The organism is Bradyrhizobium sp. AUGA SZCCT0105, assembly GCF_018129565.1.
GTDB lineage: Bacteria > Pseudomonadota > Alphaproteobacteria > Rhizobiales > Xanthobacteraceae > Bradyrhizobium.
Map to the genome: position 1 here is coordinate 151,458 of NZ_JAFCMK010000006.1, position 25,905 is coordinate 177,362.

Annotated in this window: 26 protein-coding genes; 18 read left to right on the forward strand and 8 right to left on the reverse strand. The window is 65.1% G+C overall.

The window, feature by feature from the left end:
* Positions 1 to 47 precede the first annotated feature (47 nt).
* The 3 genes from mscL to JQ573_RS26755 are packed head-to-tail and all read left to right on the forward strand — an operon-like array spanning position 48 to position 1,585.
* Positions 48 to 464, forward strand: a complete 417-nt coding sequence (gene mscL, locus JQ573_RS26745; RefSeq protein ID WP_212318795.1) for a large conductance mechanosensitive channel protein MscL — start codon at positions 48 to 50, stop codon at positions 462 to 464.
* Position 465: 1 nt separating this feature from the next.
* On the forward strand, positions 466 to 939 hold the full coding sequence (smpB, locus tag JQ573_RS26750) for an SsrA-binding protein SmpB (RefSeq protein WP_212318722.1): 474 nt from the start codon (positions 466 to 468) through the stop codon (positions 937 to 939).
* 49 nt (positions 940 to 988) lie between these two features.
* Positions 989 to 1,585, forward strand: coding sequence for a peroxiredoxin (locus tag JQ573_RS26755; protein WP_212318724.1), 597 nt, complete (start codon positions 989 to 991; stop codon positions 1,583 to 1,585).
* A 41-nt stretch (positions 1,586 to 1,626) separates the two neighbouring features.
* On the opposite strand, the gene JQ573_RS26760 is transcribed toward JQ573_RS26755, so the two are convergent.
* Both JQ573_RS26760 and JQ573_RS26765 read right to left on the reverse strand, forming a co-directional pair.
* Entirely contained in the window at positions 1,627 to 2,286 is a 660-nt protein-coding gene (locus tag JQ573_RS26760) for a uracil-DNA glycosylase (RefSeq protein ID WP_212318726.1), read from the reverse strand.
* Complete coding sequence (locus JQ573_RS26765) at positions 2,267 to 2,899, reverse strand: NYN domain-containing protein (protein WP_016844002.1); 633 nt, start codon at positions 2,897 to 2,899, stop codon at positions 2,267 to 2,269. The genes JQ573_RS26760 and JQ573_RS26765 overlap by 20 nt, the downstream gene beginning before the upstream one ends.
* 360 nt (positions 2,900 to 3,259) lie before the next feature.
* Between JQ573_RS26765 and rpoZ the strand changes: the two genes are divergently transcribed.
* The 12 genes from rpoZ to JQ573_RS26825 all read left to right on the forward strand — a co-directional run bounded on the left by rpoZ (position 3,260) and on the right by JQ573_RS26825 (position 15,979).
* The gene (rpoZ, locus tag JQ573_RS26770; protein WP_016844003.1) at positions 3,260 to 3,652 is read left to right on the forward strand and encodes a DNA-directed RNA polymerase subunit omega; all 393 of its coding nucleotides are present in this window, start codon (positions 3,260 to 3,262) and stop codon (positions 3,650 to 3,652) included.
* 217 nt (positions 3,653 to 3,869) lie between these two features.
* Positions 3,870 to 6,161: a bifunctional (p)ppGpp synthetase/guanosine-3',5'-bis(diphosphate) 3'-pyrophosphohydrolase gene (locus JQ573_RS26775; RefSeq protein ID WP_212318728.1), complete on the forward strand. Its 2,292-nt coding sequence runs from the start codon at positions 3,870 to 3,872 to the stop codon at positions 6,159 to 6,161.
* Positions 6,162 to 6,254: 93 nt separating this feature from the next.
* Positions 6,255 to 7,028, forward strand: coding sequence for a pyridoxine 5'-phosphate synthase (locus JQ573_RS26780; protein ID WP_212318729.1), 774 nt, complete (start codon positions 6,255 to 6,257; stop codon positions 7,026 to 7,028).
* Positions 7,025 to 7,441 carry a holo-ACP synthase gene (gene acpS, locus JQ573_RS26785; protein WP_212318731.1) on the forward strand — a complete coding sequence of 139 codons (417 nt, stop codon included), beginning with the start codon at positions 7,025 to 7,027 and terminating at the stop codon, positions 7,439 to 7,441. Before JQ573_RS26780 ends, acpS begins: the two co-directional genes overlap by 4 nt.
* Positions 7,442 to 7,723: 282 nt before the next feature.
* On the forward strand, positions 7,724 to 8,485 hold the full coding sequence (lepB, locus tag JQ573_RS26790; protein ID WP_212318733.1) for a signal peptidase I: 762 nt from the start codon (positions 7,724 to 7,726) through the stop codon (positions 8,483 to 8,485).
* Positions 8,482 to 9,303: a ribonuclease III gene (gene rnc, locus JQ573_RS26795; RefSeq protein ID WP_212318735.1), complete on the forward strand. Its 822-nt coding sequence runs from the start codon at positions 8,482 to 8,484 to the stop codon at positions 9,301 to 9,303. Before lepB ends, rnc begins: the two co-directional genes overlap by 4 nt.
* Positions 9,296 to 10,219: a GTPase Era gene (gene era / locus JQ573_RS26800; RefSeq protein WP_212318737.1), complete on the forward strand. Its 924-nt coding sequence runs from the start codon at positions 9,296 to 9,298 to the stop codon at positions 10,217 to 10,219. The genes rnc and era overlap by 8 nt, the downstream gene beginning before the upstream one ends.
* Positions 10,220 to 10,263: 44 nt before the next feature.
* The gene (locus JQ573_RS26805; RefSeq protein ID WP_212318739.1) at positions 10,264 to 10,644 is read left to right on the forward strand and encodes a hypothetical protein; all 381 of its coding nucleotides are present in this window, start codon (positions 10,264 to 10,266) and stop codon (positions 10,642 to 10,644) included.
* A gap of 141 nt (positions 10,645 to 10,785) precedes the next feature.
* A complete protein-coding gene (gene recO / locus JQ573_RS26810; RefSeq protein ID WP_212318741.1) occupies positions 10,786 to 11,535 on the forward strand; it encodes a DNA repair protein RecO in 750 nt (249 codons plus the stop codon).
* Between the two features lie 72 nt (positions 11,536 to 11,607).
* Positions 11,608 to 13,863: a DNA topoisomerase IV subunit A gene (gene parC / locus JQ573_RS26815; RefSeq protein ID WP_212318743.1), complete on the forward strand. Its 2,256-nt coding sequence runs from the start codon at positions 11,608 to 11,610 to the stop codon at positions 13,861 to 13,863.
* Between the two features lie 166 nt (positions 13,864 to 14,029).
* Positions 14,030 to 15,022: a cation diffusion facilitator family transporter gene (locus JQ573_RS26820; protein WP_212318745.1), complete on the forward strand. Its 993-nt coding sequence runs from the start codon at positions 14,030 to 14,032 to the stop codon at positions 15,020 to 15,022.
* A gap of 117 nt (positions 15,023 to 15,139) precedes the next feature.
* The gene (locus JQ573_RS26825) at positions 15,140 to 15,979 is read left to right on the forward strand and encodes an N-acyl homoserine lactonase family protein (RefSeq protein WP_212318747.1); all 840 of its coding nucleotides are present in this window, start codon (positions 15,140 to 15,142) and stop codon (positions 15,977 to 15,979) included.
* Here JQ573_RS26825 and JQ573_RS26830 read toward each other — a convergent pair.
* The gene (locus JQ573_RS26830) at positions 15,970 to 16,791 is read right to left on the reverse strand and encodes a helix-turn-helix domain-containing protein (RefSeq protein ID WP_212318749.1); all 822 of its coding nucleotides are present in this window, start codon (positions 16,789 to 16,791) and stop codon (positions 15,970 to 15,972) included. The genes JQ573_RS26825 and JQ573_RS26830 overlap by 10 nt on opposite strands.
* 79 nt (positions 16,792 to 16,870) lie before the next feature.
* Between JQ573_RS26830 and JQ573_RS26835 the strand changes: the two genes are divergently transcribed.
* Positions 16,871 to 17,740, forward strand: coding sequence for a DMT family transporter (locus JQ573_RS26835; protein ID WP_212318797.1), 870 nt, complete (start codon positions 16,871 to 16,873; stop codon positions 17,738 to 17,740).
* Here the strand turns inward: JQ573_RS26835 and JQ573_RS26840 are convergent, their stop codons facing one another.
* On the reverse strand, positions 17,741 to 17,932 hold the full coding sequence (locus JQ573_RS26840) for a hypothetical protein (protein ID WP_212318751.1): 192 nt from the start codon (positions 17,930 to 17,932) through the stop codon (positions 17,741 to 17,743). It abuts the gene before it with no gap.
* 175 nt (positions 17,933 to 18,107) lie between these two features.
* Here JQ573_RS26840 and JQ573_RS26845 point away from each other — a divergent pair, with 175 nt between their 5' ends.
* Positions 18,108 to 19,361, forward strand: coding sequence for an adenylate/guanylate cyclase domain-containing protein (locus JQ573_RS26845; RefSeq protein ID WP_212318753.1), 1,254 nt, complete (start codon positions 18,108 to 18,110; stop codon positions 19,359 to 19,361).
* Between the two features lie 109 nt (positions 19,362 to 19,470).
* Here JQ573_RS26845 and JQ573_RS26850 read toward each other — a convergent pair whose 3' ends face one another.
* The 4 genes from JQ573_RS26850 to JQ573_RS26865 form a co-directional block, all read right to left on the reverse strand.
* On the reverse strand, positions 19,471 to 20,712 hold the full coding sequence (locus JQ573_RS26850) for an MFS transporter (protein WP_212318755.1): 1,242 nt from the start codon (positions 20,710 to 20,712) through the stop codon (positions 19,471 to 19,473).
* 142 nt (positions 20,713 to 20,854) lie between these two features.
* Positions 20,855 to 22,606, reverse strand: a complete 1,752-nt coding sequence (locus tag JQ573_RS26855; protein ID WP_212318757.1) for a flotillin family protein — start codon at positions 22,604 to 22,606, stop codon at positions 20,855 to 20,857.
* Positions 22,607 to 22,609: 3 nt separating this feature from the next.
* Positions 22,610 to 23,272 carry an OB-fold-containig protein gene (locus JQ573_RS26860; RefSeq protein ID WP_212318759.1) on the reverse strand — a complete coding sequence of 221 codons (663 nt, stop codon included), beginning with the start codon at positions 23,270 to 23,272 and terminating at the stop codon, positions 22,610 to 22,612.
* Positions 23,269 to 24,399 (reverse strand): PspA/IM30 family protein, encoded by a 1,131-nt coding sequence (locus JQ573_RS26865; protein ID WP_212318761.1) that lies wholly within the window; start codon positions 24,397 to 24,399, stop codon positions 23,269 to 23,271. Before JQ573_RS26865 ends, JQ573_RS26860 begins: the two co-directional genes overlap by 4 nt.
* 121 nt (positions 24,400 to 24,520) lie before the next feature.
* Here JQ573_RS26865 and JQ573_RS26870 point away from each other — a divergent pair, with 121 nt between their 5' ends.
* Positions 24,521 to 25,894, forward strand: a complete 1,374-nt coding sequence (locus tag JQ573_RS26870) for an Nramp family divalent metal transporter (protein ID WP_212318763.1) — start codon at positions 24,521 to 24,523, stop codon at positions 25,892 to 25,894.
* Positions 25,895 to 25,905 lie beyond the last annotated feature (11 nt).

Consider the following 25,905-nt stretch of genomic DNA (forward strand, 5'->3'; position numbering starts at 1 on the left):
CCGCCGTGAACAATGCCGTGCGCAATGTCGAAGGGAAGGGGATGGGCATGCTGAAGGAATTCCGCGAATTCGCCATGAAGGGCAATGTCGTCGACCTCGCCGTCGGCGTCATCATCGGTGCAGCCTTCGGCGCGATCGTCACCTCGCTGGTCGGCGACATCATCATGCCGATCATCGGCGCGATCACGGGCGGACTCGATTTCTCCAACTATTTCACCGGGCTTTCCAAGGCCGTCACCGCAACCAACCTGGCCGATGCCAAGAAGCAGGGCGCGGTGCTGGCCTGGGGCAACTTCCTGACGCTGACGCTGAACTTCCTGATCATCGCCTTCGTGCTGTTCATGGTCATTCGCGCCATGAACCAGTTCAAGCGCAAGGACGAGGCCAAGTCCGCCGAGCCGCCGAAGCCGTCCGACGAGGTCGTGCTGCTGACGGAAATCCGCGACCTCCTCAAGAAGGGCTAACGTGGCCGACAAGAACGAACGTCAGATCAAGGTTGTCGCTGAAAACCGAAAGGCCCGCTTCAACTACGCCATCGAGGATACGGTCGAGGCCGGCATTTCGCTGACCGGTACTGAGGTGAAGTCGATCCGCAGCGGCAAGAGCACGATCGCGGAATCCTATGCGGATTCCAAGAACGGCGAGATCTGGCTGATCAACGCCAATATCCCCGAATATCTGCAGGCCAACCGCTTCAACCACGAGCCGAAGCGGCCGCGAAAACTCTTGCTGCATCGCAAGCAGATCAACAAGCTGCTCGGTGCGGTCGACCGCGAGGGCATGACGCTCATTCCGCTGAAGCTGTACTTCAACGAGCGCGGCCGTGCCAAACTGCTGCTCGCGGTCGCCAAGGGCAAGAAGCTGCACGACAAGCGCGAGACCGAGAAGAAGCGCGACTGGGGCCGCGAAAAGGGCCGCCTGATGCGGGCGCGGGGCTAGGGCGTTCCGAGTGCCGTCACTGCGACGACGACGGATGGAGATTGGTCCGATGAACCAGAGCAGCCTCACCGACGTCGACTGGAGCAGGATCCCGGCACCCACGGACGATGGCGGCGCGGCGCATCTGACCGGAATGACGATCCCGCCGATCAGGCTGCGCGCCACCGACGACACCTCGGTGGCGCTGTCGGCGCTCGAGGGCCGCACCGTGGTGTTCGCTTATCCGCGAACCGGCGAGCCCGGCAAGATCGGGCTGGTCGACGATTGGGACATGATCCCCGGGGCCCGCGGCTGTACGCCGCAGACCTGCGCCTTCCGCGACCTGTTCGCTGACCTGAAGGCGGCCGGTGCCGCCCAGGTGTTCGGGCTGTCGACGCAGAGTAATGCCTACCAGACCGAGATGGCGTCGCGCCTGCATCTGCCGTTTCCGGTGCTGTCGGACGAGGCGCTGGAACTGACGCACGCGCTGAGATTGCCGACGATGTCGGTGGCGGGCCTGACGCTGATCAAGCGGCTTGCGCTCATCATCGACGATGCGCGCATCACGCACGTGTTCTATCCGGTGTTCCCGCCTGACCGGAATGCCGGCGACGTGCTGGAATGGCTGCAGGCCAATCCGCGGAAAGATGAGAGCGCTTCCAAGTAAAGTGGATACCGGTTCGCGAAGTGGATATCGGGAGAAGGGCTCTAGCCGAGCTCCTTACGCACGGTCGCGAAGACCTTGCGGAACATGTCGGTCGTCAGCACGCCTGTGTTCGTGTTGTAGCGCGAGCAGTGGTAGCTGTCGTAGAGCTTGAAAGTGCCCGCGCTATGCACGGCGCCGTGCACAAAGGGCGCCGCCGCCAGACGAACATCCAGCGCCTTCAACGTAGATTCGTGTGCGATTCGCCCGAGCAGCACGATCGCGCGCAGCTTCGGCATCGTGGCGATGGTTGCGCGGAGGAATTGCCGGCAGGTGTTGATCTCGGCCGGCTGTGGCTTGTTTTGCGGCGGTACGCAGCGCACCGCGTTACTGATCCGGCAGTCCACCAGCTTCAAGCCGTCGTCCGGCCGCGCCTGATAGACGCCGCTGGCGAAGCCATATTCGAGCAAGGTCGCGTAGAGCAGATCGCCGGCGTAATCGCCGGTGAAGGGACGGCCGGTGCGGTTGGCGCCCTGCATGCCCGGCGCGAGCCCGACGATCAGCAGCCGCGCATTCGGATCGCCGAACGATTCCACCGGCGAGTTGAACCAGTCCGGGTGGAGTGTGCGGGCCTGTGCACGAAAATCGGCCAGCCTGACGCAGAGCTGACAGTTGCTGTCGGGGCGCGTCGGTGCGGCGACGAGATTACTCGTCGAAATCGTCATCGGCTCCCCGGGGGGCCATCGTTGTCGCGCGCTGCAGGAACTGCGGGGAGTGGTGACGCGGTTCGCGCGGGGCCGGACGTTCGGACGGATCGCGGCCAAGCTTGGATTGCAGCTCGACGAGGTCGGTGAAGACGTCGGCCTGGCGGCGCAGCTCGTCGGCGATCATCGGCGGCTGGCTCGCAATGGTGGAGATGACGGTGACGCGGACGCCGCGGCGCTGCACGGCCTCGACCAGCGAGCGGAAGTCGCCGTCGCCGGAAAACAGGATCATCTGGTCGATGTGCTCGGCCAGCTCCATGGCATCGACGGCGAGCTCGATGTCCATATTGCCCTTCACCTTGCGGCGGCCGCTGGCATCGATGAATTCCTTGGTCGCCTTGGTGACCACGGTGTAGCCGTTGTAGTCGAGCCAATCGATCAGCGGACGGATCGACGAATACTCCTGATCCTCGATGATCGCCGTGTAGTAGAACGCACGGAGCAGGGTGCCGCGACTCTGGAATTCCTTGAGGAGGCGCTTGTAGTCGATGTCGAAGCCGAGCGTCTTTGCGGTTGCGTAAAGATTGGCTCCATCGATGAAGAGCGCGATCTTGTTGGAAACAGGTGACGACATCAAAGTGTTCTCGCGTGGTTGTTAGTGTTCTTAGCGCGGCGGTGATCAACCGCGCGTAATTTCCGGCGTTGCTGCCTAAAGTTCTGTGAATCTTTCCCCACGACAGTCACCACCGCAATTATGGTGAGGCGAGGGCAAAAAGCCTAGACCTTTGACATTGCAATGAAGAGATTTACTTGCCTGGGACAGCAACCTAGCCATGTCGTCAGACGCTCCGGCCCTTCTGGCCCCGGCAGAGGGGGTTATCAGAGCCTGTTGGGAAGGCAAATCACAAATTTTGCCTTGCGAAACGGGGGCTAGCCCTATAACTAACCCTCATAACCTACATGTTCGATCCCTTTTACCACGGAGCGCCTCGAGATGGCTCGCGTCACCGTCGAAGATTGCATTGATAAGGTCGACAATCGTTTCGACCTCGTCCTGTTGGCTGCGCATCGTGCCCGGATGATCTCGTCGGGATCGCAACTCACGGTTGATCGCGACAACGACAAGAACCCGGTCGTTTCGCTGCGCGAGATCGCCGATTCGACGATCTCGCCGGAGGACCTGAAAGAGGAGCTCGTGCACTCCCTGCAGAAGTTCGTCGAGGTCGACGAGCCCGAGCCGGACACTGTGCCGCTGATCGGTTCCGCCGGTGCCAGTGTCGACGCCGACGACACCGAGGTCGCGGTCGAGCGCATGACCGAGGAAGAGCTGCTGAAGGGCCTCGAGGGCCTGGCGCCCCCGGAAGAGCAGCCCGAGGAAGACGAGTAAGCTCGTCGTTTCGGCTCCGCATCTCGGATCAATTTGCCAAAGGCCCGGACATTGCTCCGGGCCTTTGCTTTTGTTGACAATTTTGCTGTTACGGTGCGTCCTATGCGGGCGCGCGAAATTGAATGGTTCCAGGGCCCGCGCGGGGTGCTGCTTCGTTCGAAAGCGCACTAGATTGAGGAAGAAGGGACGTTCCGGTCCCGCGAGAGGCAGCGAGTTCATGGCGTATCGACGCCGCAGTTCCATCCAGATGCAGGCTGCAACCGAAACGGTCGCGGTCGCGCCGGCCTCGTCCACGGCGGAAAGGCCGGCGAAGCCGCGGACCCGAATGATGCGACAATATGACCTTGTCGAGCGCGTCCGGTCCTATAACCCCGACACCAACGAAGACCTGCTCAACCGCGCCTACGTCTACGCCATGAAGGCGCACGGCACGCAGACGCGCGCCTCCGGCGATCCCTATTTCTCGCATCCGCTCGAGGTCGCCGCGATCCTCACCAACCTCAAGCTCGACGATGCCACGATCGTGGCGGCGCTGCTGCACGACACGATCGAGGACACCGAGGCGACGCGGGCCGAGATCGACCATGTGTTCGGCCATGAGATCGGTGCGCTGGTCGAAGGCCTGACCAAGCTGAAGCGGTTGGAGCTGGTGTCGCGCGAGGCCAAGCAGGCCGAGAATTTGCGCAAGCTGCTGCTGGCGATCGCCGACGACGTCCGCGTGCTGCTGATCAAGCTCGCCGACCGCCTGCACAACATGCGCACGCTGGAATTCGTGCCGCCGGCCTCGCGTCGCCGCATCGCCGAGGAGACGCTGGATATCTATGCGCCGCTGGCCGGCCGTATGGGTATGCAGGAGATGCGCGAGGAGCTGGAGGACCTGTCGTTCTTCGTGCTCGATCCCGAGGCCTATGCAGTGGTCAAGCAGCGGCTCGATTCACTGGCCGAGCGCAACCGCAACCTGATCGGCGAGATCGAAACCCAGCTCTCCAAGAACCTGCAGAAGAATGGCATCACCGCGCGGGTTTTCGGCCGCCGCAAGCAGCCGTTTTCGATCTGGACCAAGATGGAGCGCAAGTCGGTCGGCTTCGAGCAGCTGTCCGACATCTACGGCTTCCGCGTCATCCTCGACGATGTCGGCGCCTGCTACCGCGCGCTCGGCATCGTCCATACCACCTGGCCGGTCGTGCCGGGCCGCTTCAAGGACTACATCTCGACGCCGAAGCAGAACGACTACCGTTCGATCCACACCACCGTGATCGGGCCGGGCAAGCAGCGCGTCGAGCTGCAGATCCGTACCGAGGAGATGAACCAGATCGCCGAGTTCGGCATCGCCGCGCATGCCTTCTACAAGGAAGGGGCGGGCTCGCCGCATGAGCGGCTGAAGCACGAGTCGAACGCCTTCGCCTGGCTGCGCCACACCATCGGCATCCTCTCGGAAAGCTCCAATCCCGAGGAATTCCTCGAGCACACCAAGCTCGAACTGTTCCACGACCAGGTGTTCTGCTTCACGCCGAAGGGCAAGCTGATCGCGCTGCCGCGCAACGCCAACGTGATCGATTTCGCCTATGCCGTGCACACCGGTGTCGGCAACAGCGCGGTCGGCTGCAAGATCAACGGCAAGTTCGCGCCGCTGTCCTCGGAGCTGCAGAATGGCGACGAGGTCGAGGTGCTGACCTCGAAGGCGCAGTCGGCGCCGCCGTCGGCCTGGGAAGCGCTCGCCCGCACCGGCAAGGCGCGCGCCGCGATCCGGCGTGCCACCCGCGATGCGGTGCGCGACCAGTATGCCGGCCTCGGCCGCCGCATCGTCGACCGCCTGTTTGCCCGCGCCAAGATCGAATATGCCGACGACAAGCTGAAGGGCGCCTTGCCGCGGCTCGCCCGCACCTCGATCGAGGACGTGATGGCCTCCGTCGGACGCGGCGAGATCAAGGCCTCCGACGTCGCGCGCGCGATGTATCCCGACTACAAGGAAGAGCGGATGGTGCGCTATGGCGCCAAGAAGGGGCTCGCCGCCAAGCTGAAGACGCAGACCCCGCCGCATCCGGCGCGCGCTACCTCGGTGATCCCGGTGCGCGGCATCAATTCCGAACTGCCGGTGAAGTTCGCGCCGAACGGCGGCGCCGTGCCGGGCGATCGGATCGTCGGCATCGTCACGGCGGGCGAGGGGATCACGATCTACCCGATCCAGTCGCCGGCGCTGAAGGATTTCGAGGAGGAGCCGGAGCGCTGGCTCGACGTGCGCTGGGACATCGATGAGACGATGCCGCAACGCTTCCCCGCGCGCATCCTGGTCCACAATGTCAACGAGCCGGGCAGCCTCGCCCAGATCGCGACCGTGATCGCCGAGCACGACGGCAATATCGACAACATCCACATGTCGCGCCAATCGCCCGACTTCACGGAGCTGACCATCGATCTTGAGGTCTATGACCTCAAGCATCTCAGCGCTATCATCGCGCAGTTGCGCGCCAAGGCCGTCGTTGCACGGGTCGAACGCGTCAATGGGTAAAGATGCATGCGCAGGGCATAGGCGGGCGGAAGCGACGCCTTCCTTCGGACGGCTTTGCCCGCGCATGACAGGCTAGAATTGCAGGTTAGGGACATGTCAAAGGCTGCTCCGCTCCGTCTCGGTATCAATGTCGATCACGTCGCGACCCTGCGCAATGCGCGGGGCGGGGCGCGGCCCGATCCGGTGCGGCTGGCGCTTGCCGCGATCGCGGCCGGCGCCGACGGCATCACCGCGCATCTGCGCGAGGATCGCCGACATATCCGCGACGAGGACATGGCGCGGCTCAAGGCCGAGATCTCCAAGCCGCTGAATTTCGAGATGGCGGCGACCGACGACATGCTGCGGATTTCGCTCGCCACCAAGCCGCATGCGGTATGCCTCGTGCCGGAACGGCGCCAGGAGCTCACCACCGAAGGCGGCCTCGACGTGGTCGGCCAGCACAATGCGCTGGCGCCGTTCATCGCGCGGCTCAATGATGCCGGCATCCGGGTCTCGCTGTTCATCGCCGCCGATCCAAGGCAGATCGAGATGGCCGCGCAACTGAAGGCGCCCGTGATCGAGATCCATACCGGCGGCTGGTGCGACGCCGTGGTCGACGGTCACAAGGACAAGGCGGAGGCCGAGTGGAAGCGCATCGTCGCCGGCGCCAAGCTCGCGCAGGCGGCCGGGCTCGAGGTCCATGCCGGCCACGGGCTCGACTATGAGACCGCGGAGACGATCTCCGCGCTGCCCGAAGTCCGCGAGCTCAACATCGGCTATTTCATGATGGGCGAGGCGCTGTTCGTCGGCATCGCCGCCACGGTGCGCGAGATGCGTGCGGCAATGGACCGCGGCCGTGCCAGGGCGCAAGGTGCCGTCAGCGCATGATCATCGGCATTGGCTCCGATCTGATCGACATCACCCGGATTGCGAAGGTGATCGAGCGGCACGGCGAGCGCTTTCTCGATCGCATCTTCACCGACGCCGAGCGCGCCAAGGCGGTGCGCCGTGCCAACAGCGAGAAGATGGTGGTCGCAACCTACGCCAAGCGGTTCGCCGCGAAGGAGGCCTGCTCCAAGGCGCTCGGCACCGGTATCCGGCGCGGGGTGTGGTGGAAGGATATGGGGGTGGTGAACCTGCCGGGAGGGCGGCCGTCGATGCAGCTGACTGGCGGGGCGCTGGCCCGGCTCCAGGAGCTGACGCCCGAGGGCATGCAGGCGCAGATCGACCTTTCGATCACGGACGATTGGCCGCTGGCACAGGCCTTCGTCATAATTTCGGCGGTTGCTCCCGCCAGATGAGCGCGCGGCGCCGGAATTTGCCAGAAAACTTCAGCAAACTAAAAAATCATTGACATTTCAATGAATTGCGAAGTTTTGAGGCGGCGATTGATTGCGCCCCTGCGAACAACCGTCTAAAACGCCGCAGGGTATCGAGCGAGACGCGGATTCCAGTTTTAAGCCGGAATTTGCCCTCAAGATCAGAATCAAGGCCATTTTCCTCACGCGGGGGTCGAACGCCTCGCGTGGAGAGAACGTTCTGCCACCGCGTGGGCATCAGGGCCCGCGGGAATTGGGAAAGCAATGAGCGCGACCACCGGCACCAAATCTGAAAGCGGCTTGGGCGAGACCATCCGCGTCGTCATCCATGCCCTTCTGATCGCGCTCGTCATCCGCACCTTCCTGTTCCAGCCGTTCAACATCCCCTCGGGGTCGATGAAGGCGACGCTCTTGGTCGGCGACTACCTGTTCGTCTCGAAATATTCCTATGGCTATAGCCACTATTCGATCCCGTTCTCGCCGAACATCTTCTCGGGGCGCATCTTCGGCTCGGAACCGAGCCGCGGCGACATCGTGGTGTTCCGCCTGCCGCGGGATGACTCCACCGACTACATCAAGCGCGTCATCGGGCTGCCGGGCGACCGCATCGAGGTCCGGAACGGGCTGCTCTACATCAACGATGAGCCGATCAAGCGCGAGCGGCTGAGCGATTTCGTCGGCGAGGATCCCTGCGGCTCGGCGGACGCCACCGCGCGGGTCAAGCGCTGGAAGGAAACGCTGCCGAACGGCGTCAGCTATGAGTCGCTCGACTGCACCGACAACAGCTACATGGACAACACCATCGTCTACACCGTTCCGCCCGGGCATTTCTTTATGATGGGCGACAACCGCGACAACTCCACCGACAGCCGCTTCCTGTCGCAGGTCGGCTACGTGCCGTTCGAGAACATCATCGGGCGTGCCCAGATGATCTTCTTCTCGATCGCCGAAGGCGAGCAGGCCTGGATGATCTGGCGCTGGCCGTTCGCAGTGCGGTGGAACCGCCTATTCTCCATCGTGCGATGAACGACGATACCGCAGCCATCAACGACCAAGCGCCCACCGGCGAGCCGAGCCAGACGCCCGCCGCCGAAAGCACGGCCGCGCCGAGGAAGCGGCGCAGCAAGGCCGCCAAGGCGGCTGAAGAGAAGGCCGCGATCGCCGGCACCGAGGCGCGTATCGGGTATACGTTCTCGGATGCCGCGCTGCTGACCACTGCGTTCACCCACGTCTCCGCGCTGAAGCCCGCCACCCGCAACCGCGCCGACAGCTACCAGCGGCTGGAATTCCTCGGCGACCACGTGCTCGGGCTGATCGTGTCCGACATGCTGTTCCGGGCGTTCCCGAAGGCTGACGAGGGCGAATTGTCGAAGCGGCTCGCCGATCTCGTGCGCAAGGAGAGCTGCGCCGACGTCGCCAAGTCGCTCGGGCTGCTCGAGGACATCAAGCTCGGCATGGTGAAGGCGGTCGAGGGCGCCCGGCTGCGCAAATCCGTGCTCGGCGATATCTGCGAAGCGGTGATCGGGGCGATCTTTCTCGACGGCGGCTACGAGGCCGCGCGCCAGTTCGTCGAGCGCAACTGGACCGAGCGGATGCACAAGCTGCGCCGGCCGCTGCGCGATCCCAAGACCGTGTTGCAGGAATGGGCGCAAGGCAAGGGATTGCCGACGCCGGTCTATCGCGAGGTCGAACGCACCGGCCCGCACCACGATCCGCAATTCCGCGTTGCGGTTGACCTGCCGGGCCTCGCCTCCGCCGAGGGCCTCGGGGGCAACAAGCGCGCGGCCGAGAAAGCAGCAGCATCCGCGATGATCGAGCGTGAAGGCGTCGGCACCAATGACTGACGAACCCAAAGGGCAGGGGGACGCGACGCGCTGTGGCTTCGTCGCGCTGATCGGTGCGCCCAATGTCGGCAAGTCGACGCTGGTCAACGCGCTGGTGGGCTCCAAGGTCACCATCGTTTCGCGCAAGGTGCAGACCACACGCGCGCTGATCCGCGGCATCGTGATCGAGGGCAACGCGCAGATCATCCTGGTCGACACGCCCGGCATCTTCGCGCCGCGGCGCCGGCTCGACCGCGCCATGGTGTCGACCGCCTGGAGCGGCGCCCACGACGCCGATCTCGTCTGTGTGCTGCTCGATGCGAAGTCGGGCATCGACGAAGAGGCCAACGCGATCCTGGCCAGGCTCGAAACCGTCGCGCATCCGAAGATCCTGGTGCTGAACAAGGTCGACCTCGTACAGCGCGAGAAGCTGCTGGCTCTGGCGCAGGCCGCCAACGAGCGGATGCGCTTCGAGCACACCTTCATGATCTCGGCGCTGTCGGGCGATGGCGTTGACGATCTGCGCCAGGCGCTGGCCAAGCTGGTGCCCGCGGGACCGTTCCTCTATCCCGAGGACCAGATGTCGGATGCGCCGATGCGGCATTTGGCGGCCGAGATCACCCGCGAGAAGATCTACAGCCATCTGCATCAGGAATTGCCGTACCAGTCGACGGTCGAGACCGACAGCTGGACCGACCGCAAGGACAAGTCGATCCGCATCGAGCAGACGATCTTTGTCGAGCGCGAGAGCCAGCGCAAGATCGTGCTCGGCAAGGGCGGTGCCACCATCAAGTCGATCGGCGCGCAGGCGCGTGCCGAGATCGCCGAGATCATGGGCGTGCCCGTGCACCTGTTCCTGTTCGTCAAGGTGCGCGAGAACTGGGGCGACGATCCCGACCGCTACAAGGAAATGGGACTGGACTTCCCCAAGGAATGAGCCGGCGCCTGAATGTGCCCAGAGCAGTGAGCGTGCCCAAAGCGATGAACGTGCCCAGAAATGTGCTGTGGTTTGAGGTGCTGCTCTATCTGTCGCTGACGCTCGATGCGTTGTCGGTGGCGTTCCAGGACCGCACGCCGACCGACGTGAGGACTGATCAGATGATCAGCGGCGAGACGCTGACCGCCGGCTGCATGATCCTGCTGCTGGTGTATTTCGTCCGGCTCGCCGCGCAGCACCGCAAGAACTGGCCGCGCTGGGCGCTGGGCGCGATGCTGGTGCTGTCGGTGATCTCGCTGGTGCAGGTGATCGGCGAGAAGGGCCTGGAGCTCGACAGCGCCATCGAGATGGTGTCCTGCATCCTGACCACGGCCGGGCTGTATTACTCCTTCACCGGCGACGCACAGGGCTGGTTCAACGCGTAGGGCTGCGTAGGGCGGGTTAGCCCAACGGGTCCGCGCCAGCGCGGCCCGATGACAGGCTCCGCCGCAACCCGCCGTGTAACTTCCTGGCGATATCGGCGGATTACGCTGCGCTAATCCGCCCTACATGATACTTTTGCAACCATGGAATGGACCGACGAAGGCATCGTGCTGGGCGTGCGGCGGCATGGCGAATCCTCCGCCATCGTCGAGCTCTTGACGCGCGAGCACGGCCGCCATCTCGGCCTGGTGCGCGGCGGCGCCAGTTCGCGGATGCGGCCGCTGCTGCAGCCCGGTAACAGCGTCACCGCGGTGTGGCGGGCGCGGCTCGACGAGCATCTCGGCATGTACGCGCTGGAAGGCACGCGGCTGCGGGCGGCGACGCTGCTCGCCTCGTCGCACGCGGTCTATGGCGTGACGCATCTGGCGGCGCTGGCGCGGCTGCTGCCGGAGCGCGATCCGCATGAAGACATCTACGAGATGTTGCAGGGGACGCTCGACGATTTCGACGATGCCGGCGTCGCCGCCGTGCACCTGATCCGGTTTGAGCTCGCGATGCTGACCGAGCTCGGCTTCGGGCTCGATCTGGAGAACTGCGCGGCGACCGGAGAGACCACCGACCTGATCTATGTGTCGCCGAAATCCGGCGGCGCCGTGTCCCGCGCCGCCGGCGAGCCGTGGCGCGACCGGCTGTTGCCGCTGCCGGCGTTCCTGCGCGAGGGCGAGAGCGGCGCCAACAGCTGGTCGGAGCAGGACCTGCGCGACGGCTTCCAGATCACCGGCCTGTTCCTGCTCCGCCACGTGCTGGAGCCCCGTGGCCAGGGCCATTCCGACGCCCGCGACGGGTTTATCAACGCCGTGACCAGGCCGCGAAGCCGAACGGCGGTTCCGTAAGGCCGATTCGGGCCCTAAATTCCCGGTGATTCGCGGCTTGCCCGATTCACCGCCAAGGTTTAACGCCTCCCCATGGGAAAACGACAGGTACCGCCGGAAAAGCCGGCCGAAATTCACGAGGTGCCGCTGCGTGACGCGCTCGAGGAGCGCTATCTCGCCTATGCGCTCTCGACCATCATGCATCGTGCGCTGCCGGACGCCCGCGACGGGCTGAAGCCGGTGCACCGGCGCATCCTCTACGGTATGGACCTGCTCGGGCTCGACCCGCGCGCGGCATTCAAGAAGTCGGCCAAGATCGTCGGCGACGTGATGGGCTCGTTCCATCCGCATGGCGACCAGGCGATCTATGACGCCATGGTGCGGCTGGCGCAGGATTTCTCCTCGCGCTACCCGCTGGTCGACGGCCAGGGCAATTTCGGCAATATCGACGGCGATAACGCGGCCGCCTACCGCTACACCGAAGCGCGCATGACCGAAGTCGCGCGGCTCCTGCTCGACGGCATCGACGAGGACGGTGTTGAATTCCGCCTCAATTACGATGGCCAGACGAAAGAGCCGGTGGTGCTGCCCGGCGGCTTCCCGAACCTGCTCGCCAACGGCGCGCAGGGCATCGCGGTCGGCATGGCGACCTCGATCCCGCCGCACAATGCCGCCGAACTCTGCGACGCCGCGCTGCATCTGATCGAGAAGCCCGACGCCAAGTCGAAGGCGCTGCTGAAATGGGTCAAGGGCCCGGACTTCCCGACCGGCGGCATCGTCGTCGATTCCAAGGAATCGATCATCGAGGCCTACACCACGGGCCGCGGCTCGTTCCGCACCCGTTCGCGCTGGACCCAGGAGGAGGGTGCGCGCGGCACCTGGGTGATCGTCGTCACCGAGATCCCGTGGCTGGTGCAGAAGTCGCGGATCGTCGAGAAGATCGCCGAACTCATCAACGAGAAAAAGCTGCCGCTGGTCGGCGATGTCCGCGACGAGTCCGCCGAAGACATCCGCCTCGTGATCGAGCCGAAATCGCGCACCGTCGATCCGGCGCTGATGATGGAATCGCTGTTCCGGCTGACCGAGCTGGAAAGCAAGATCTCGCTGAACCTGAACGTGCTGATCAAGGGCCGCATCCCGAAGGTGGTCGGCCTTGCCGAGTGCCTGCGCGAATGGCTCGATCATCTGCGCGACGTGCTGGTCCGCCGTTCCAACTTCCGCAAGACGCAGATCGAGCACCGGCTGGAAGTGCTGGGCGGCCACCTCGTCGCCTATCTGAACCTCGACAAGGTGATCAAGATCATCCGCACCGAGGACGAGCCGAAGCCGGTCCTGATGAAGACCTTCAACCTCACCGAGGTCCAGGCCGATGCCATCCTCAACATGCGCCTGCGCAATTTGCGCCGCCTGGAGGAGATGGAGATCCGCACCGAGGACAAGGAGCTGCGCAAGGAGCTGAAGGGCATCGAGGGCCTGCTCGGCTCCGAGACCGAGCAATGGGCCAAGGTCAGCGATCAGGTCCGCAAGGTCCGCGATATCTTCGGGCCCAAGACCCCGCTCGGCAAGCGTCGCACCACCTTCGCCGATGCGCCCGAGCATGACCTCGCCGCGATCGAGGAAGCCTTGGTCGAACGCGAGCCGTGCACGGTCGTGATCTCCGAGAAGGGCTGGGTGCGGACGCTGAAGGGCCACGTCGAGGATCTCTCGGGACTCGCCTTCAAGACCGACGACAAGCTCGAGCACTCGTTCTTTGCCGAGACCACCTCGAAGCTGCTGCTGTTCGCCACCAACGGCAAGTTCTACTCGCTCGACGTCGCCAAGCTGCCGGGCGGCCGCGGCCATGGCGAGCCGATCCGCATGTTCATCGACCTCGAGCAGGACGCCGCGATCATCTCGCTGTTCGTCAACAAGGGCGAGCGCAAGTTCCTGATTGCGAGCAGCGAGGGACAGGGCTTCGTCGTCAAGGAAGAGGACTGCGTCGGCAATACCCGCAAGGGCAAGCAGGTGCTCAATGTCGAGATGCCGAACGAGGCCCGTGCGATCACGACCGTGACCGGCGACACCGTCGCGGTGATCGGCACCAACCACAAGATGGTGCTGTTCGGTCTCGACCAGGTGCCGGAGATGGCGCGCGGCCGCGGCGTTCGGCTGCAGAAATACACCAGTTCTGAGCTGTCCGATGTCGCGGTGTTCGATGCCAAGACCGGCCTGACCTGGAAGGACTCTGCCGGCCGTGAGCACAGCATGACCTTGAAGGAACTGGCCGACTGGCGCGGCAACCGCGCCGACGCCGGCCGGCTCGCCCATGGCCTGCCGAAGTCGAACAAGTTCAATCGCGGCGTGGAGTAGTCGCGTAGGGCGGGTTAGGCGCAAGCCGTAACCCGCCTTTCTTGTCGCGGCGCGGCGGATTACGCCTTCGGCTAATCCGCCCTACGGTCTTCGACGCACGCGTTGTGATAGTATCCACATTTCACCGCGCTATAACCGTCGCCGACGATATCGGGCGACGGTTGCCATGGCGCACAATCACGACCACGACCATGACCACAGCGGTCATTCTCACGGACATTCCCATGCCGGGCACGCACACGCCGGTCACTCGCATGCCGGGCATTCCCATGCCGGGCACAGCCACGCGCCCGCGAGCTTCGGCACCGCCTTTGCGGTCGGCGCATCGCTGAACACTGCCTTCGTCATCGCCGAGCTGATCTTCGGCTATTCCGCCAACTCGCTGGCACTCGTCTCCGACGCCGTTCACAATCTCTCCGACGTCATCGCGCTGCTGCTGGCCTGGGGCGGGGCGTGGCTGGCCGGCCGGCGTCCGACCGACACCCACACCTATGGCTATCGTCGTGCCTCGATCCTGGCGGCGCTGTTCAATGCCGGGCTACTGTTGATTGCGGTCGGCGGCATCGCGGTCGAGGCGATCAACCGCTTCCGCGAGCCGGCCGAGGTCGCAAGCTGGACCGTGGTCTGGGTCGCGGCGCTCGGCATCCTGATCAATGGCGGCACGGCGCTGCTGTTCATGCGCGGCCGCGACAGCGACCTCAACGTGCGCGGCGCCTATCTGCACATGGCGGCGGACGCCGGCGTCTCGTTCGGCGTCGTGATCGCCGCGCTGCTGATCATGGCGACCGGCTGGCAGTGGCTCGATCCGGCAATCAGCCTGGTGATTGCCGCGGTGGTGCTGCTGAGCGGCTGGGAGCTTGCCCGCGACAGCGTCAACCTCGCGCTCGACGCGGTGCCGAGGGGCATCGATCTCAGGCGGGTGAGGGATTATCTCGGCGCGCTCGAGGGCGTCACCGAGGTGCACGATTTGCACATCTGGGCGATGAGCACGAGCGAGACCGCGTTGACCGCGCACCTGGTGCGGCCCGGCGGACACGACGATGTCTTCCTGCATCGCGTCTGCGCCGAGCTTTCGGAGCGGTTCAGCATCCACCACGCGACCCTGCAGGTCGAGATCAGCAGCGAGACCTGCCGGCTGGCGCCGGCGGAAATGGTCTAGCCGGCGGCGAGCTCTCACTCGCGTTCAATTGATCGATCGACCCATGTCCGTGTCTTCCACGCCTGCCGATGAGGCGGCACATTGCGGCCGCGCGCGTTGAAAAAGCGGGCTCGATCAATGGAGGGCAACGTGAAGAAGGCAATCGGTCTTGCGATGTTGCTCTGGCTCGTGGGCGCGACGCCGCAGGCAGACGCTGAGCCGGCGAAAACAGGCGTCGAGCGGCTCTACATCCTCAACTGCGGCGAAGGCGTTGCCGGCGACATCTCACGCTGGTCGCCCGGCGTTAATGAAGGCAAGTCGATGGATTTCGTTGACAATTGCTATCTGATCAAGCACGCGCAGGGCTGGTTCCTGTGGGACACCGGCATTCCCGATGCGGTGGCGGCGATGCCGAATGGTCTTGCGCCTGCCGATCCCAAGGCCGTGACCTGGCGGCGGCCGAAGACGCTGGCCGCGCAGCTCGAGCAGATCGGGGTGAAGCCGTCGGACGTCAAGGCGATCGCCGTCTCGCATACCCATCCCGATCACATCGGCAATGTCGAGCTGTTCCCGGCCGCGATGCTGTATGTGCAGAAGGCGGAGTATGAATGGCCCGGCGCCAACAACGCGCCACGCTTCAAGCCCGAGCATCCCGTGACGAAACTCGACGGCGACCGCGACGTGTTCGGCGACGGCAGCGTCACCATCCTGTCGACGCCGGGCCACACGCCCGGCCACCAGTCGCTGCTGGTGAAGCTGCCGAACACCGGCGCGGTCGTGCTGACCGGCGATGCGGTTCACTTCAGGGACAATTGGGACAATCGGCGCGTGCCGAGCCTGAATGCCAGCAAGGAGCAGACGCTGGCCTCGATGCAGAAGATCGCCGACACGCTGACGAAGGAGAAGGCGCAGCTCTGGATCAACCACGACAAGGCCCAGCGCGACGGGCTGAAACTGTCGCCGGACTTCTATGACTGAACGGCTTCGGGGCCGCGCGCTTTCGACCAGCTTCGAAAAATCTGCGCGGTCTCTTCGTCCATCGGAAAGAAGCTTTCGATGCGCAGCTCCTGCAACGTGACGTCCTGGGGTGTTCCCAGCGTCGCTATGGTGGTGAACAGCTGGAGGCGGACGTCGCCCTTGCGGAACAGCATCGGCAGCACCGGTCCGGACACGGGCGCCGCGGGCGGCGCGGCCAACGCAGCCTCGACGCCGCCATAGGCCAAGAGGCGCTTGAGCAAGTCAGCCGTCGCGCTGGTGCCGTCGGCGGCGGCATCGGCCTCGACGCTGCGGACGAAGTAGGCCGCCACCTCGGTCCAGTTGGTGAGCCAGGGCCGCAGCACGCTTGGCGCGACCAGTGCATCGGCGAGATTGACGGGCGTGCCGGGCGCCAGCGGCCCGACCAGGAATTCCACCAGCCGCCCGGCGCCCGCATTGGCGAGCAGCAGATTCCAGTGCCGGTCAACCACGACCGCAGGGAAGGGCTCCTGCTGCGCCAACATGAAATCGAGTGCGTAACGGATCTGGGCGAGCTCGGGCGCGGCAAGATCGGTTTGCCGCCACACCGGCGCGAAGCCGGCCGCGACCAGCAGCGCGTTCTGCTGCCGCAGCGGCACGTCGAGCGCCGCGGCGAGCCGGATCACCATGTCGCGGCTCGGTGCGGCGCGGCCGAGCTCGAGGAAGCTCAGATGGCGCTGCGAAATATCCGCGCGTCCGGCGAGCTCGAGCTGCGAGTGGCCCTTGCGCTGCCGCCACCAGCGCAGGCTGGCTGCAAAATCGCGCTGCTGCGACATGAATACCTACCAGGTAGTTGCCGGAATGGTCTCGCCGAGCAAGATGCCACAAGCGAGCATGAAACGCATGGGGATCGGGATGGGCGAGTGGATCGGCGTCGCGATTGCACTGGTCTCGAGCTGCCTCGGCGGCACGGCGGCGGCGATCACGCGTTACCTGGCAGGCAATGCTGATCCGATCACCCTTGCGATCCTGCGCTGGGCGATCGGCTTTCTCTGCGTGCTTCCCGCCGCGCTCCTGCTCGGGGCGAAGTGGCCGCCGCGCGAGGATCTGCCGGCGGTCGCTGCGCTCGGCATAGCCTTCTTCGGCGTGTTCTTCGTGCTCTATAACATCGCGATGTCCTACACGACGGCGGCGCGCGCCAGCCTTGCGCTCGCGACGTTGCCGCTCTCGACCATGGTGGTCGGTGCCTTGCTTGGCATCGAGCCGCTGACGATGCGCAAATCGATCGGAGTTTCAATTGCGGTGCTCGGCGTGGCCGCCGCGCTGGCATCCGGGCTGTCGGCGGCGCCGGCGGGTGCATGGCGCGGCGAACTGATCATGGCCGCCGCGGTGCTCTGTATGGCGTTCTACAACGTGCTGTCGCGACCGTTCATCCGCCGCTCAAGCGCGCTCGGCTTCCTCACGGTGGGCATGGGCGCGGGCGCGGCGGCGCTCGTGGCGGTAGGGGCGTTCACCGGCAGCCTGGCGACGCTGCGCGATTTCGGTCCATCGCAGTGGATCGCGGGGCTCTATCTCGGGATAGCTGGCGGCGCGCTGGCCTTCATCCTGTGGGTGCTGGCGCTCGAGCGGGCCTCACCGACCCGTGTCGCCAACACCATGACGGTCAATCCGATCGCCGCCGGGCTGCTGGCCAAGCAGCTGGTCGGCGAGCCGATCACGACCAATCTGGTGGTCGGTCTGATCGCCGTCTTCGCTGGAATCTGGATCGCGACCAAACCAGCCTGATCAGCTGTGCGGGGTGGACGGCGCGGTCACCGGCGGGGCGGGCGCGTGCTTCGGCTTCATCGTGCCGGCGTAGAACGACAGGGCGTAGACCAGGATGATGCCGGCCAGGTAGACCCCATAGGATTGCGGCGGGGTGATCGCCCATCGCATGAGGCGTCGGATCGGATTCGGCTGGCCGGCGTCGTTATCCATGCGCCCTTTTGCGCGAAGGCCGGGGCAAAGGGAAGCGGAATCGCCGCCGTTCGGCGGCATCGTTCCGCCCGAAAATGGCGAGGCGGGCGGCCTTGCAATACTGGATTAGCGTCCGCATCTGTCACGCGACGACCAGCCCTTCCTCCCGCACCAATTGCCCGGCATAATCCTACGTATGGAACTGACGCCCCGTTTGCGCCTGATGAATTGGCTGGTCCGCCAGGGTCTGACCGGCCTGCCGGAAAACGACCTGCTGCGCGGCTTCTGCGAGCGCTGCCGGGCGGCCGGCATGCCGTTGTCGCGGGCGATCGTCTTCATCGACACCCTGCATCCGATCTTCGAGGGGCGCGGCTTCCGCTGGAACGACGGCGAGAGCAACGAGGCCGACATCTTCGAATACGGCTCGACCAGCAGCGGCGAGGCCAGCCAGAACTGGCGGAGGTCGGCGTTCCATCACATGCTGGAAAACGGCCATGACGAGATGGTGATCGATCTCACCGGTTCGCACGATTTTTCGATGATCGGCGACCTCGCCGAGAAGGGCCACAAGCATTTCGCCGCGTTCGTGCACCGCTTCGGCGAGGCCGGCACGATCGGCGAGATGGACTGCTTCTACTCCTACTACACCACCCGCCGTTCGGATGGATTCGACGAGAACCACATGTCGGCGCTGCGCGACCTCGTGCCGGTGCTCGGGCTCGCGATCAAGTCGGCCGCCCAGGTCGAGATCGCGCGCACGCTCGGACGGGTCTATCTCGGCCGCGAGACGGCGGAGCAGGTGCTGCGCGGGCGCATGCAGCGCGGCATCACCGAGAAGATCAAGGCCGTGCTGTGGTATTCCGACGTGCGCGGCTCGACCGCGATCAGCGAGCGCATCGGCCCGGACGAGATCATTCCGTTCCTCAACGATTACGCGCAGGCCTCGATCGACGCGATCCATGATGCCGGCGGCGAGGTGCTGAAACTGATCGGCGACGGCGTGCTGGCGATGTTCACCAGCGAGAATATGGCAAGCGCCAAGCGCGCGGCGCTGCGCGCCGAGCACAGATTCCGCCATAACATCCGCGTGCTGAACGATCGCCGCGAGAACGAGGGCCGGCCGACCACCACGGCCTATGTCGGCCTCCATGTCGGCGAGGTCTTCTATGGCAATATCGGCAGCGAGGACCGGCTGGACTTCACGGTGGTCGGGCCCGCCGTCAACGAGGTCAGCCGGATTGCCTCGATGTGCGCCTCGGTCGACCGCGAATTGCTGACCTCGACCGATTTCCGCACCGGCCTCGACGCCGCCGGCCGCAACTATCTGGTCTCCACCGGCCGCTTCGCCTTGCGCGGCATCAGCCATGCGCAGGATCTCTATACGCTGGATCCGGCCGTTACCGCCGACGAGGTCGTCGGCGGCAAGTACGAGCGCTATCTGGCGAGCTGATCTCTCTCCCCGTCATTGCGAGGAGCACAGCGAAGCGAAGCAATCCATGTCCCCACAAGCGGGGGAATGGATTGCTTCGCTTCGCTCGCAATGACGTTGAGGGGCGAGACTAGCACCGCACCGGTTCGCCGACCATGTCAGGCTGACGCCTCAGCGACACCGCGGGCGACATCAGGATCACCAGCGCCTGGACGGCGAAGATCGCAGCGGCGAGGTAAAGGCAGGCTTCGGCGCCGTAGAGGCCACCGACGACGGCGCCGAGTGCGGAGCCGAGCGGCCGGGCGCCGTAGCTCATGATGTTGATCGCCGAGACGCGGCCGAGCAGCGACGGCGGCGTCACCGACTGCCGCAGCGTGGTGGTCGAGATCACCCACAGGATCGGGCCGACGCCGAGCAGGAAGAAGCCGAGGCCCGCGAGCAGCGGCGTCGCAATCCAGGTGGTCAGCGCCATTACGAGTGAGGCGACGAGGCCGGTGACCGGGCCGAGCCCGATCACGGTGCCGAACGCCAGCCGCTTCATCACGCGGGTTGCGAACAGCGCGCCGACCACCATGCCGACCCCGTACATCGCGAGCGTCGTACCGACACCGGTGGCGCTGAGCCCGAGATGGCGCACCGCATACGGCACGAACACGGCGAGCAGCAGGAACGATGCCGTGTTGAAGATGAACTGGGTGATGAACACCGGCCGCAGCAAGGCGTGATGCATCACGAAGGCCGCGCCTTCCTTGATGTCCTGCATCGGATGACGCCGCGGGGCAGGCTGGCGTGCCGGCTCGTAGATGCCGGCGAGCAGCACGACCGCGATCGCCGACAGCGCCGCGGCAAAGCCGAATGCGGGCGCAGCGCCGACCCAGCCGACCAGCACGCCGCCGAGCGCGGGTCCGCTGGCAAATGCGACGGTGCGCGCAAGTTCGATACGGGCATTCGCGGCCGGCAACTGCTGCGAGGTCACGAGCGACGGGACCAGCGCAGGAGCTGCGACGCTGTAGGCAACCGTGCCGCAGACCGCGATGAAGCCGAGCAAGGCGAGCATCGGCAAGGTCATCGCGCCGAACCACAGCAACAGCAGGATCGCGGCAAGTGCGGCGGCGCGTAGTGCCTCGGAGCCCGCCATCACCCAGCGCCGCGACACGCGGTCGGCCAGCAGGCCGGCGGGAATTGCAAACAGGATGAACGGCAGCGTCAGTGCGGTCTGCAACAGGCCGGTCTGGCCTTCGCCGACGCCGAGCACCAGCACGGCGACGATGGGGGCGGCGGCAAGCGCAATCTGCTCGGCCGATTGCGCGGCGAGGTTGGACCAGGCCAGGCGATTGAAGGTGGCGGGCAGGCGCGGCGTATCGGCGGACATGGCAGAATCCTCAGGGAAATTCGATCTGGCCATAGTGTGTGATTGGAAGACGCCCGATCCCACCCGTTTCCCGACAACGCCAAAAACAAGGCCCGCCGTGAGAGGCGGGCCTTGTCACTGATAGCAGAGCGCGGTCACACCATCACGGTGTGGGCCCCGGAGCGAGCTGACCGGTGATGGTGCCGACCAACGTCGCGGGCCGGCTGTCGTCGCTGACCGCAGGCGCCGGAGTAACCTCCGTCTTGCGCTGCGCCAGCGCGCTGGTCAGGCTGGTGAGCGCATCGGGGCCGGCCGGGAAGCCTGCCTCCGAGAGGATCTTGTCGATCATCGGCTTGAACGCCGAGACCGACAGCAACTGCGCGGCGAGGCCGTCGCCGAGCCCGAGACCGCCATTGCCGTTGGCATGGCCGTTGGTGCCGCCGCGGCCCAGCATGCTGCCGGTGTCGAAGATCCGGATGTCGGAGATCTTCTCGATCGGCTTCACCGCCTCGGCGAGCGCGCTCGGGATCACGTTGATCCGCGCGAGGTTGAGATCGTAGTCGATCATCTCGGCGCTCAATTTGTTGCGCGCCTCGGCCTTCAACGTCGCGACTTCCGCTTCGGCCTGGCCGAGCGCCTTGACGCCGGCAGCGCGGGTGGTGGCGGCATTGGCGTCGGCTTTCGCCAACACGTTGGTGGCCTCGGCCTTGTTGGCCGCAGCCTGCTTCTCGGCCTCCGCCATCACTGTGATCGGCATTGCATTGGTCTCGGCAACCTTGCGCGCCGCGATCACGTTGATGATCTTGTCGCGCTCGGCGACCTCGGTGGCGCGGGCGGTGGTGACCTTTTCCTCGGCTGCGATCGCGAGTGCGCGTGCGGTCTCGGCGATGGTCTGGGCTTCCGATTGCTCCTTGCTCTTGGTGGCGACCGCGATCGCAGCCTCCTGCGCCACGATCTGGAGCTCGCGGTCGGTTTCGGTGGTGCGGCGCTTCACGGCGAGATCGGCCTCGATCTTGCGGGTGTCGCGGGCCTGGTTGGCCTCGGTCTGCTTGTTGGCGACCGCGAGCTCCTGCTGGATGCGGTATTCGGCTTCGTTCTGCAACGCGGTCTGTTCGACCTGCGCGGTCTGCGCGCGCATCGCCGCGGTCTTGTTGGCGATGTCGCGCTGCTGGGCGAGCTCGGCCTCGCGCTTGGTGCTTTCGATCGTCAGCGTGGTCTGCCGCGCCACCAGGTCCTGCTGGGCGATATTGACCTCGGTGGTGCGGACGATCTGGTTGCGCTCCTGTTCGCGCTCCTTGGTGATCTTGGTCAGGGTGGTGAGGCCGTGTGCGTCGAAGAAATTGCTCGGATTGAAGTGCTTGATGTCGCTCTGGTCGAGCCGGGTCAGCGACACCGATTCAAGCTCGAGGCCGTTGTTCTGGATGTCGGCGCCGACCGCGTCCTGCACCGCCTTGACGAAGGTCGCGCGCTGCTCCTGCAATTCCTCAAGGTTCATGGTCGCGGCGACCGAGCGCAGGCCGTCGACGAACTTGGCTTCGACCAGTTCGCGGAGCTCGGCCGCGTCATTGGTGCGGTTGCCGAGCGTCTGCGCGGCCAGCGCGATCGACGAAGAGTCGGGTTTGACGCGCAGATAGAACTCGGCGCCGATATCGACGCGCATGCGGTCCTTGGTGATCAATGAATCCGGGCCGCCGCGCGCGACCTCGAGCCGCAGGGTCTTCAGGTTCACCGCGGCGGTGGAGTGGAAGATCGGCAGCACGAGCGAGCCGCCGTCGAGCACGACCTTCTGGCCGCCGAGGCCGGTGCGCACATAGGCCTCATCGCGTGTCGAGCGCTTGTAGAGTTTTGCGAAAAGCAGGCCAATGACGAGGATCGCGAGGACGCCAATGGCGACGGGTACAGCAAGTTCCCACATATGTTATGCCCTGTTGGAAGATCGTTGTTGTTCAATGAGGTCGGAAGGAGCGGCGATCGCAATGAATCCTTTGGTATCGCGGTCGACCAGCAACACGCTGGCGCCGACCGGCAATGCCTCGGACTCCGCGCTGGCCCGCGCCGACACGGTGTGCCAGTTGCCGAAGACATCCTTGAGACGGACCCTGCCGGGCAGGCCCTGATCGAGCGGGCCGACCGACACGGTTGCGACCTTGCCGACAAAGTCGCTGTCGTTGACCGCATAGCTCTCGTCGCGCGGAATGATGCGGGCGAGGCCGCGGCTCGTATTTCTGATCACGGGGATGCTGCCTGCGGCAGCAATTACCGCGGCAATCGAGACCGGAATGGCGGTGCCTGCGGCATGCGCCAGTCCCTGAAGCAGGAAGCCTCCGATCGAGAATATGCCAAGTATCAGGATGATCAGGATCAGGAGGGGAAGCCGCCCGGCGTTGATCCAGAGAAACAGGCCACTGAGAGCATTGTGGCTCTCGGCCTCGACCGCGAAATCCTTACCGACGAGTTCGCTGATCGAAAGTCCGACCATGGTGGTCAGCAGCTCGATACCGCCAAGTGCCACCATGATCGCAGCCGCGACCGCGAAGGGCCGCACGTCCGGGGCGAGCAGAATGTCGCCAACTGCACTCATTTTTCTGACTTGATCCTTTCAAGCCGCGCCGCGATTTCCTTTTCGCGGTGCAGGCGATCGAGTTCGTCGAGCTCCTTGTCGCCGAGCACGCTTGCAGCGGGGACACCGGTAACCCGGGCGATCGCCGCCATGGCGCGTTCGGCACTCAATGTATTGGTCGTCGATGGGCTCCGGCTGGTTTCGTCCTTGGCCTCGCGGATCAGACTTTGTTCGAGATCGGCCAATCGCGCCTCTGCCTCGCGGCGCGCGCCGAGCATGGCTTGCAGCGCCTTGGTCTGCTCGTCGATCTCGAGTTCGATGAAATCCATCGCGCGTTCCAGCGCGATCACCTGCGACTCCAGGTCAATTTGCCGTGCGACGCCGGCGCGCGCGAGATCCTCGCGACTTTCCGCAAGTGCGAGACGGATCTTCTCGTTCAGAGCAGTCGTCTCGGTATCCAGTTCTTCGCGGCGCCTCTTCAAACGGAATTCCTCGGCGCGCGACTTGCCGAGCGCATAGCGCGCTTCGTCGGCGCCCGCGTCGATCTCGCGGATCGCCTGCTTGACCAGCGTGACCTTGTTGTTGCTCTCGACGTTGTCGATGGTCTGGCTGGCGATGGCGGCAAGAAGCCGGCCCATGCGCGCAAGGATGCCTTCGTGAAGCATGGTCTTCTCCTCCGGTTGTGCTGATTTCGATTTGACGGCGATGTGGATTTCGTAGCCGCGTCCATCCGAGATCAAATGCGCCGGGAAGGGGCTTTCCCAGCCCGAGACATATCCCGGCACGTCGAACGGCACCAAGACGCGTCCGCTGACAGTGCTAATGGTCAGTGAAGTTGGCCCCTTGATCGCAAACAACTTGTCGTCGAGCGGTATCCGGCGGACGGCGGCGCCTGCGATGTAGTTGGCGCGGTCGCGCAGGCCGAGCGTCACCAGCCGTGCGGGCAGGCCGGTTTCCTTGCGGATCTTCTCGTAGGCCTGGGCGTGCAGCGAGACGAGGTTGGCGCCGACGGGGGCGACCTCGGCGAGGATCGCCATCATCCGGTCGTAGGCCGCAAAGGTCGCCTCGATCGCCTCGATGCCCGACGGGTCGGGGGCGAGAGCGTAACGCAGCGTTGCGGTTGGCGTCTCGACGGGTAGCTTGATCATGCGTCTAACGTAAAGCACTTCCTGAGTACTTTACAAGACAGGCAGTCGGTATCATTTTCGTGAGCCCAGATGCAGTTGCAAATGAGTTGCAATAACGGGATGGATCGGTCATGCTTCCCGGATGGACGCTCGGACTCCTGAAATGTCTTCCGTTTCTGCTCCTGACGCCGTGCCGGATGGCTGGCGGGGCGATGCCGGCCATGCGCGCAGCCTGCCCGAGGTGAACGCGACCGTTGCGGTGCCGAGCACGGGCGTGTGGTGGCGGCGGCTGTTGGCTTTCGCCGGGCCGGGCTACCTGGTCTCGGTCGGCTATATGGACCCCGGCAACTGGGCAACCGATCTCGCGGGCGGATCGAAGTTTGGCTACACGCTGCTGTCGGTCATCCTGCTCTCCAACCTGATGGCGATCCTGCTGCAGGCGCTTTCGGCCCGGCTTGGCATCGCGACCGACCGCGACCTGGCACAGGCCTGCCGCGCGACCTATTCGCGGCCGGTGAATTTGCTGCTGTGGCTCGCCTGCGAAGCCGCGATCATCGCCTGCGACCTCGCCGAGGTGATCGGCACTGCGATCGCACTCAAGCTGCTGTTCGGCATTCCCCTGATCGGCGGCGCGCTGCTTGCGGCGCTCGATGCGTTCCTGCTGCTGCTCCTGATGAACCGCGGCTTCCGTTTCCTCGAGGCCTTCGTGATCGCGCTCCTGATCGTCATCGCGGTCTGCTTCGTGGTCCAGATCGCCGCTGCCGCGCCGCCGATTGCCGGCGTGATCGGCGGCTTCATGCCGTCGCGCGAGATCGTCACCAATCCGGAGATGCTCTACATCGCGATCGGCATCATCGGCGCCACCGTGATGCCGCATAACCTCTATCTGCACTCCTCGATCGTGCAGACCCGGGCCTATCCGCGCACCGAGGAGGGCCGGCGCGACGCGATCAAATGGGCGACCACCGACTCCACCATCGCGCTGATGCTGGCACTGTTCGTCAACGCCGCGATCCTGGTGCTGGCGGCCGCGACCTTCCACAAGAGCGGCCACTCTGATGTCGCCGAGATCGACCAGGCTTTCGAGCTGCTGTCGCCGCTGCTCGGCCTCGGCATCGCCTCGACGCTGTTTGCCGTGGCGCTGCTCGCCTCTGGCCTGAACTCGACGGTGACTGCAACGCTCGCCGGCCAGATCGTGATGCAGGGCTTTCTCGACCTCAAGCTGCCCGACTGGCTGCAGCGGCTGGTGACCCGCGGCATCGCGATCGTGCCGGTCATCGTGGTGGCGGCGCTCTATGGCGAGAGCGGCACCGCGCAGCTTTTGGTGTTCAGCCAGGTCGTGCTGTCGATGCAGCTGCCGTTCGCGGTGATCCCGCTGGTGCGCTTCGTGTCCGACAAGCGCAAGATGGGCGCGTTCGCGATTTCGCGCCCCGTTGCGGTGGCAGCATGGATCGTCGCCGGCCTGATCGTGATCCTGAACGTGAAGCTGCTGATCGATACGATCTTCGGCACCTAGAGCGCCTGACT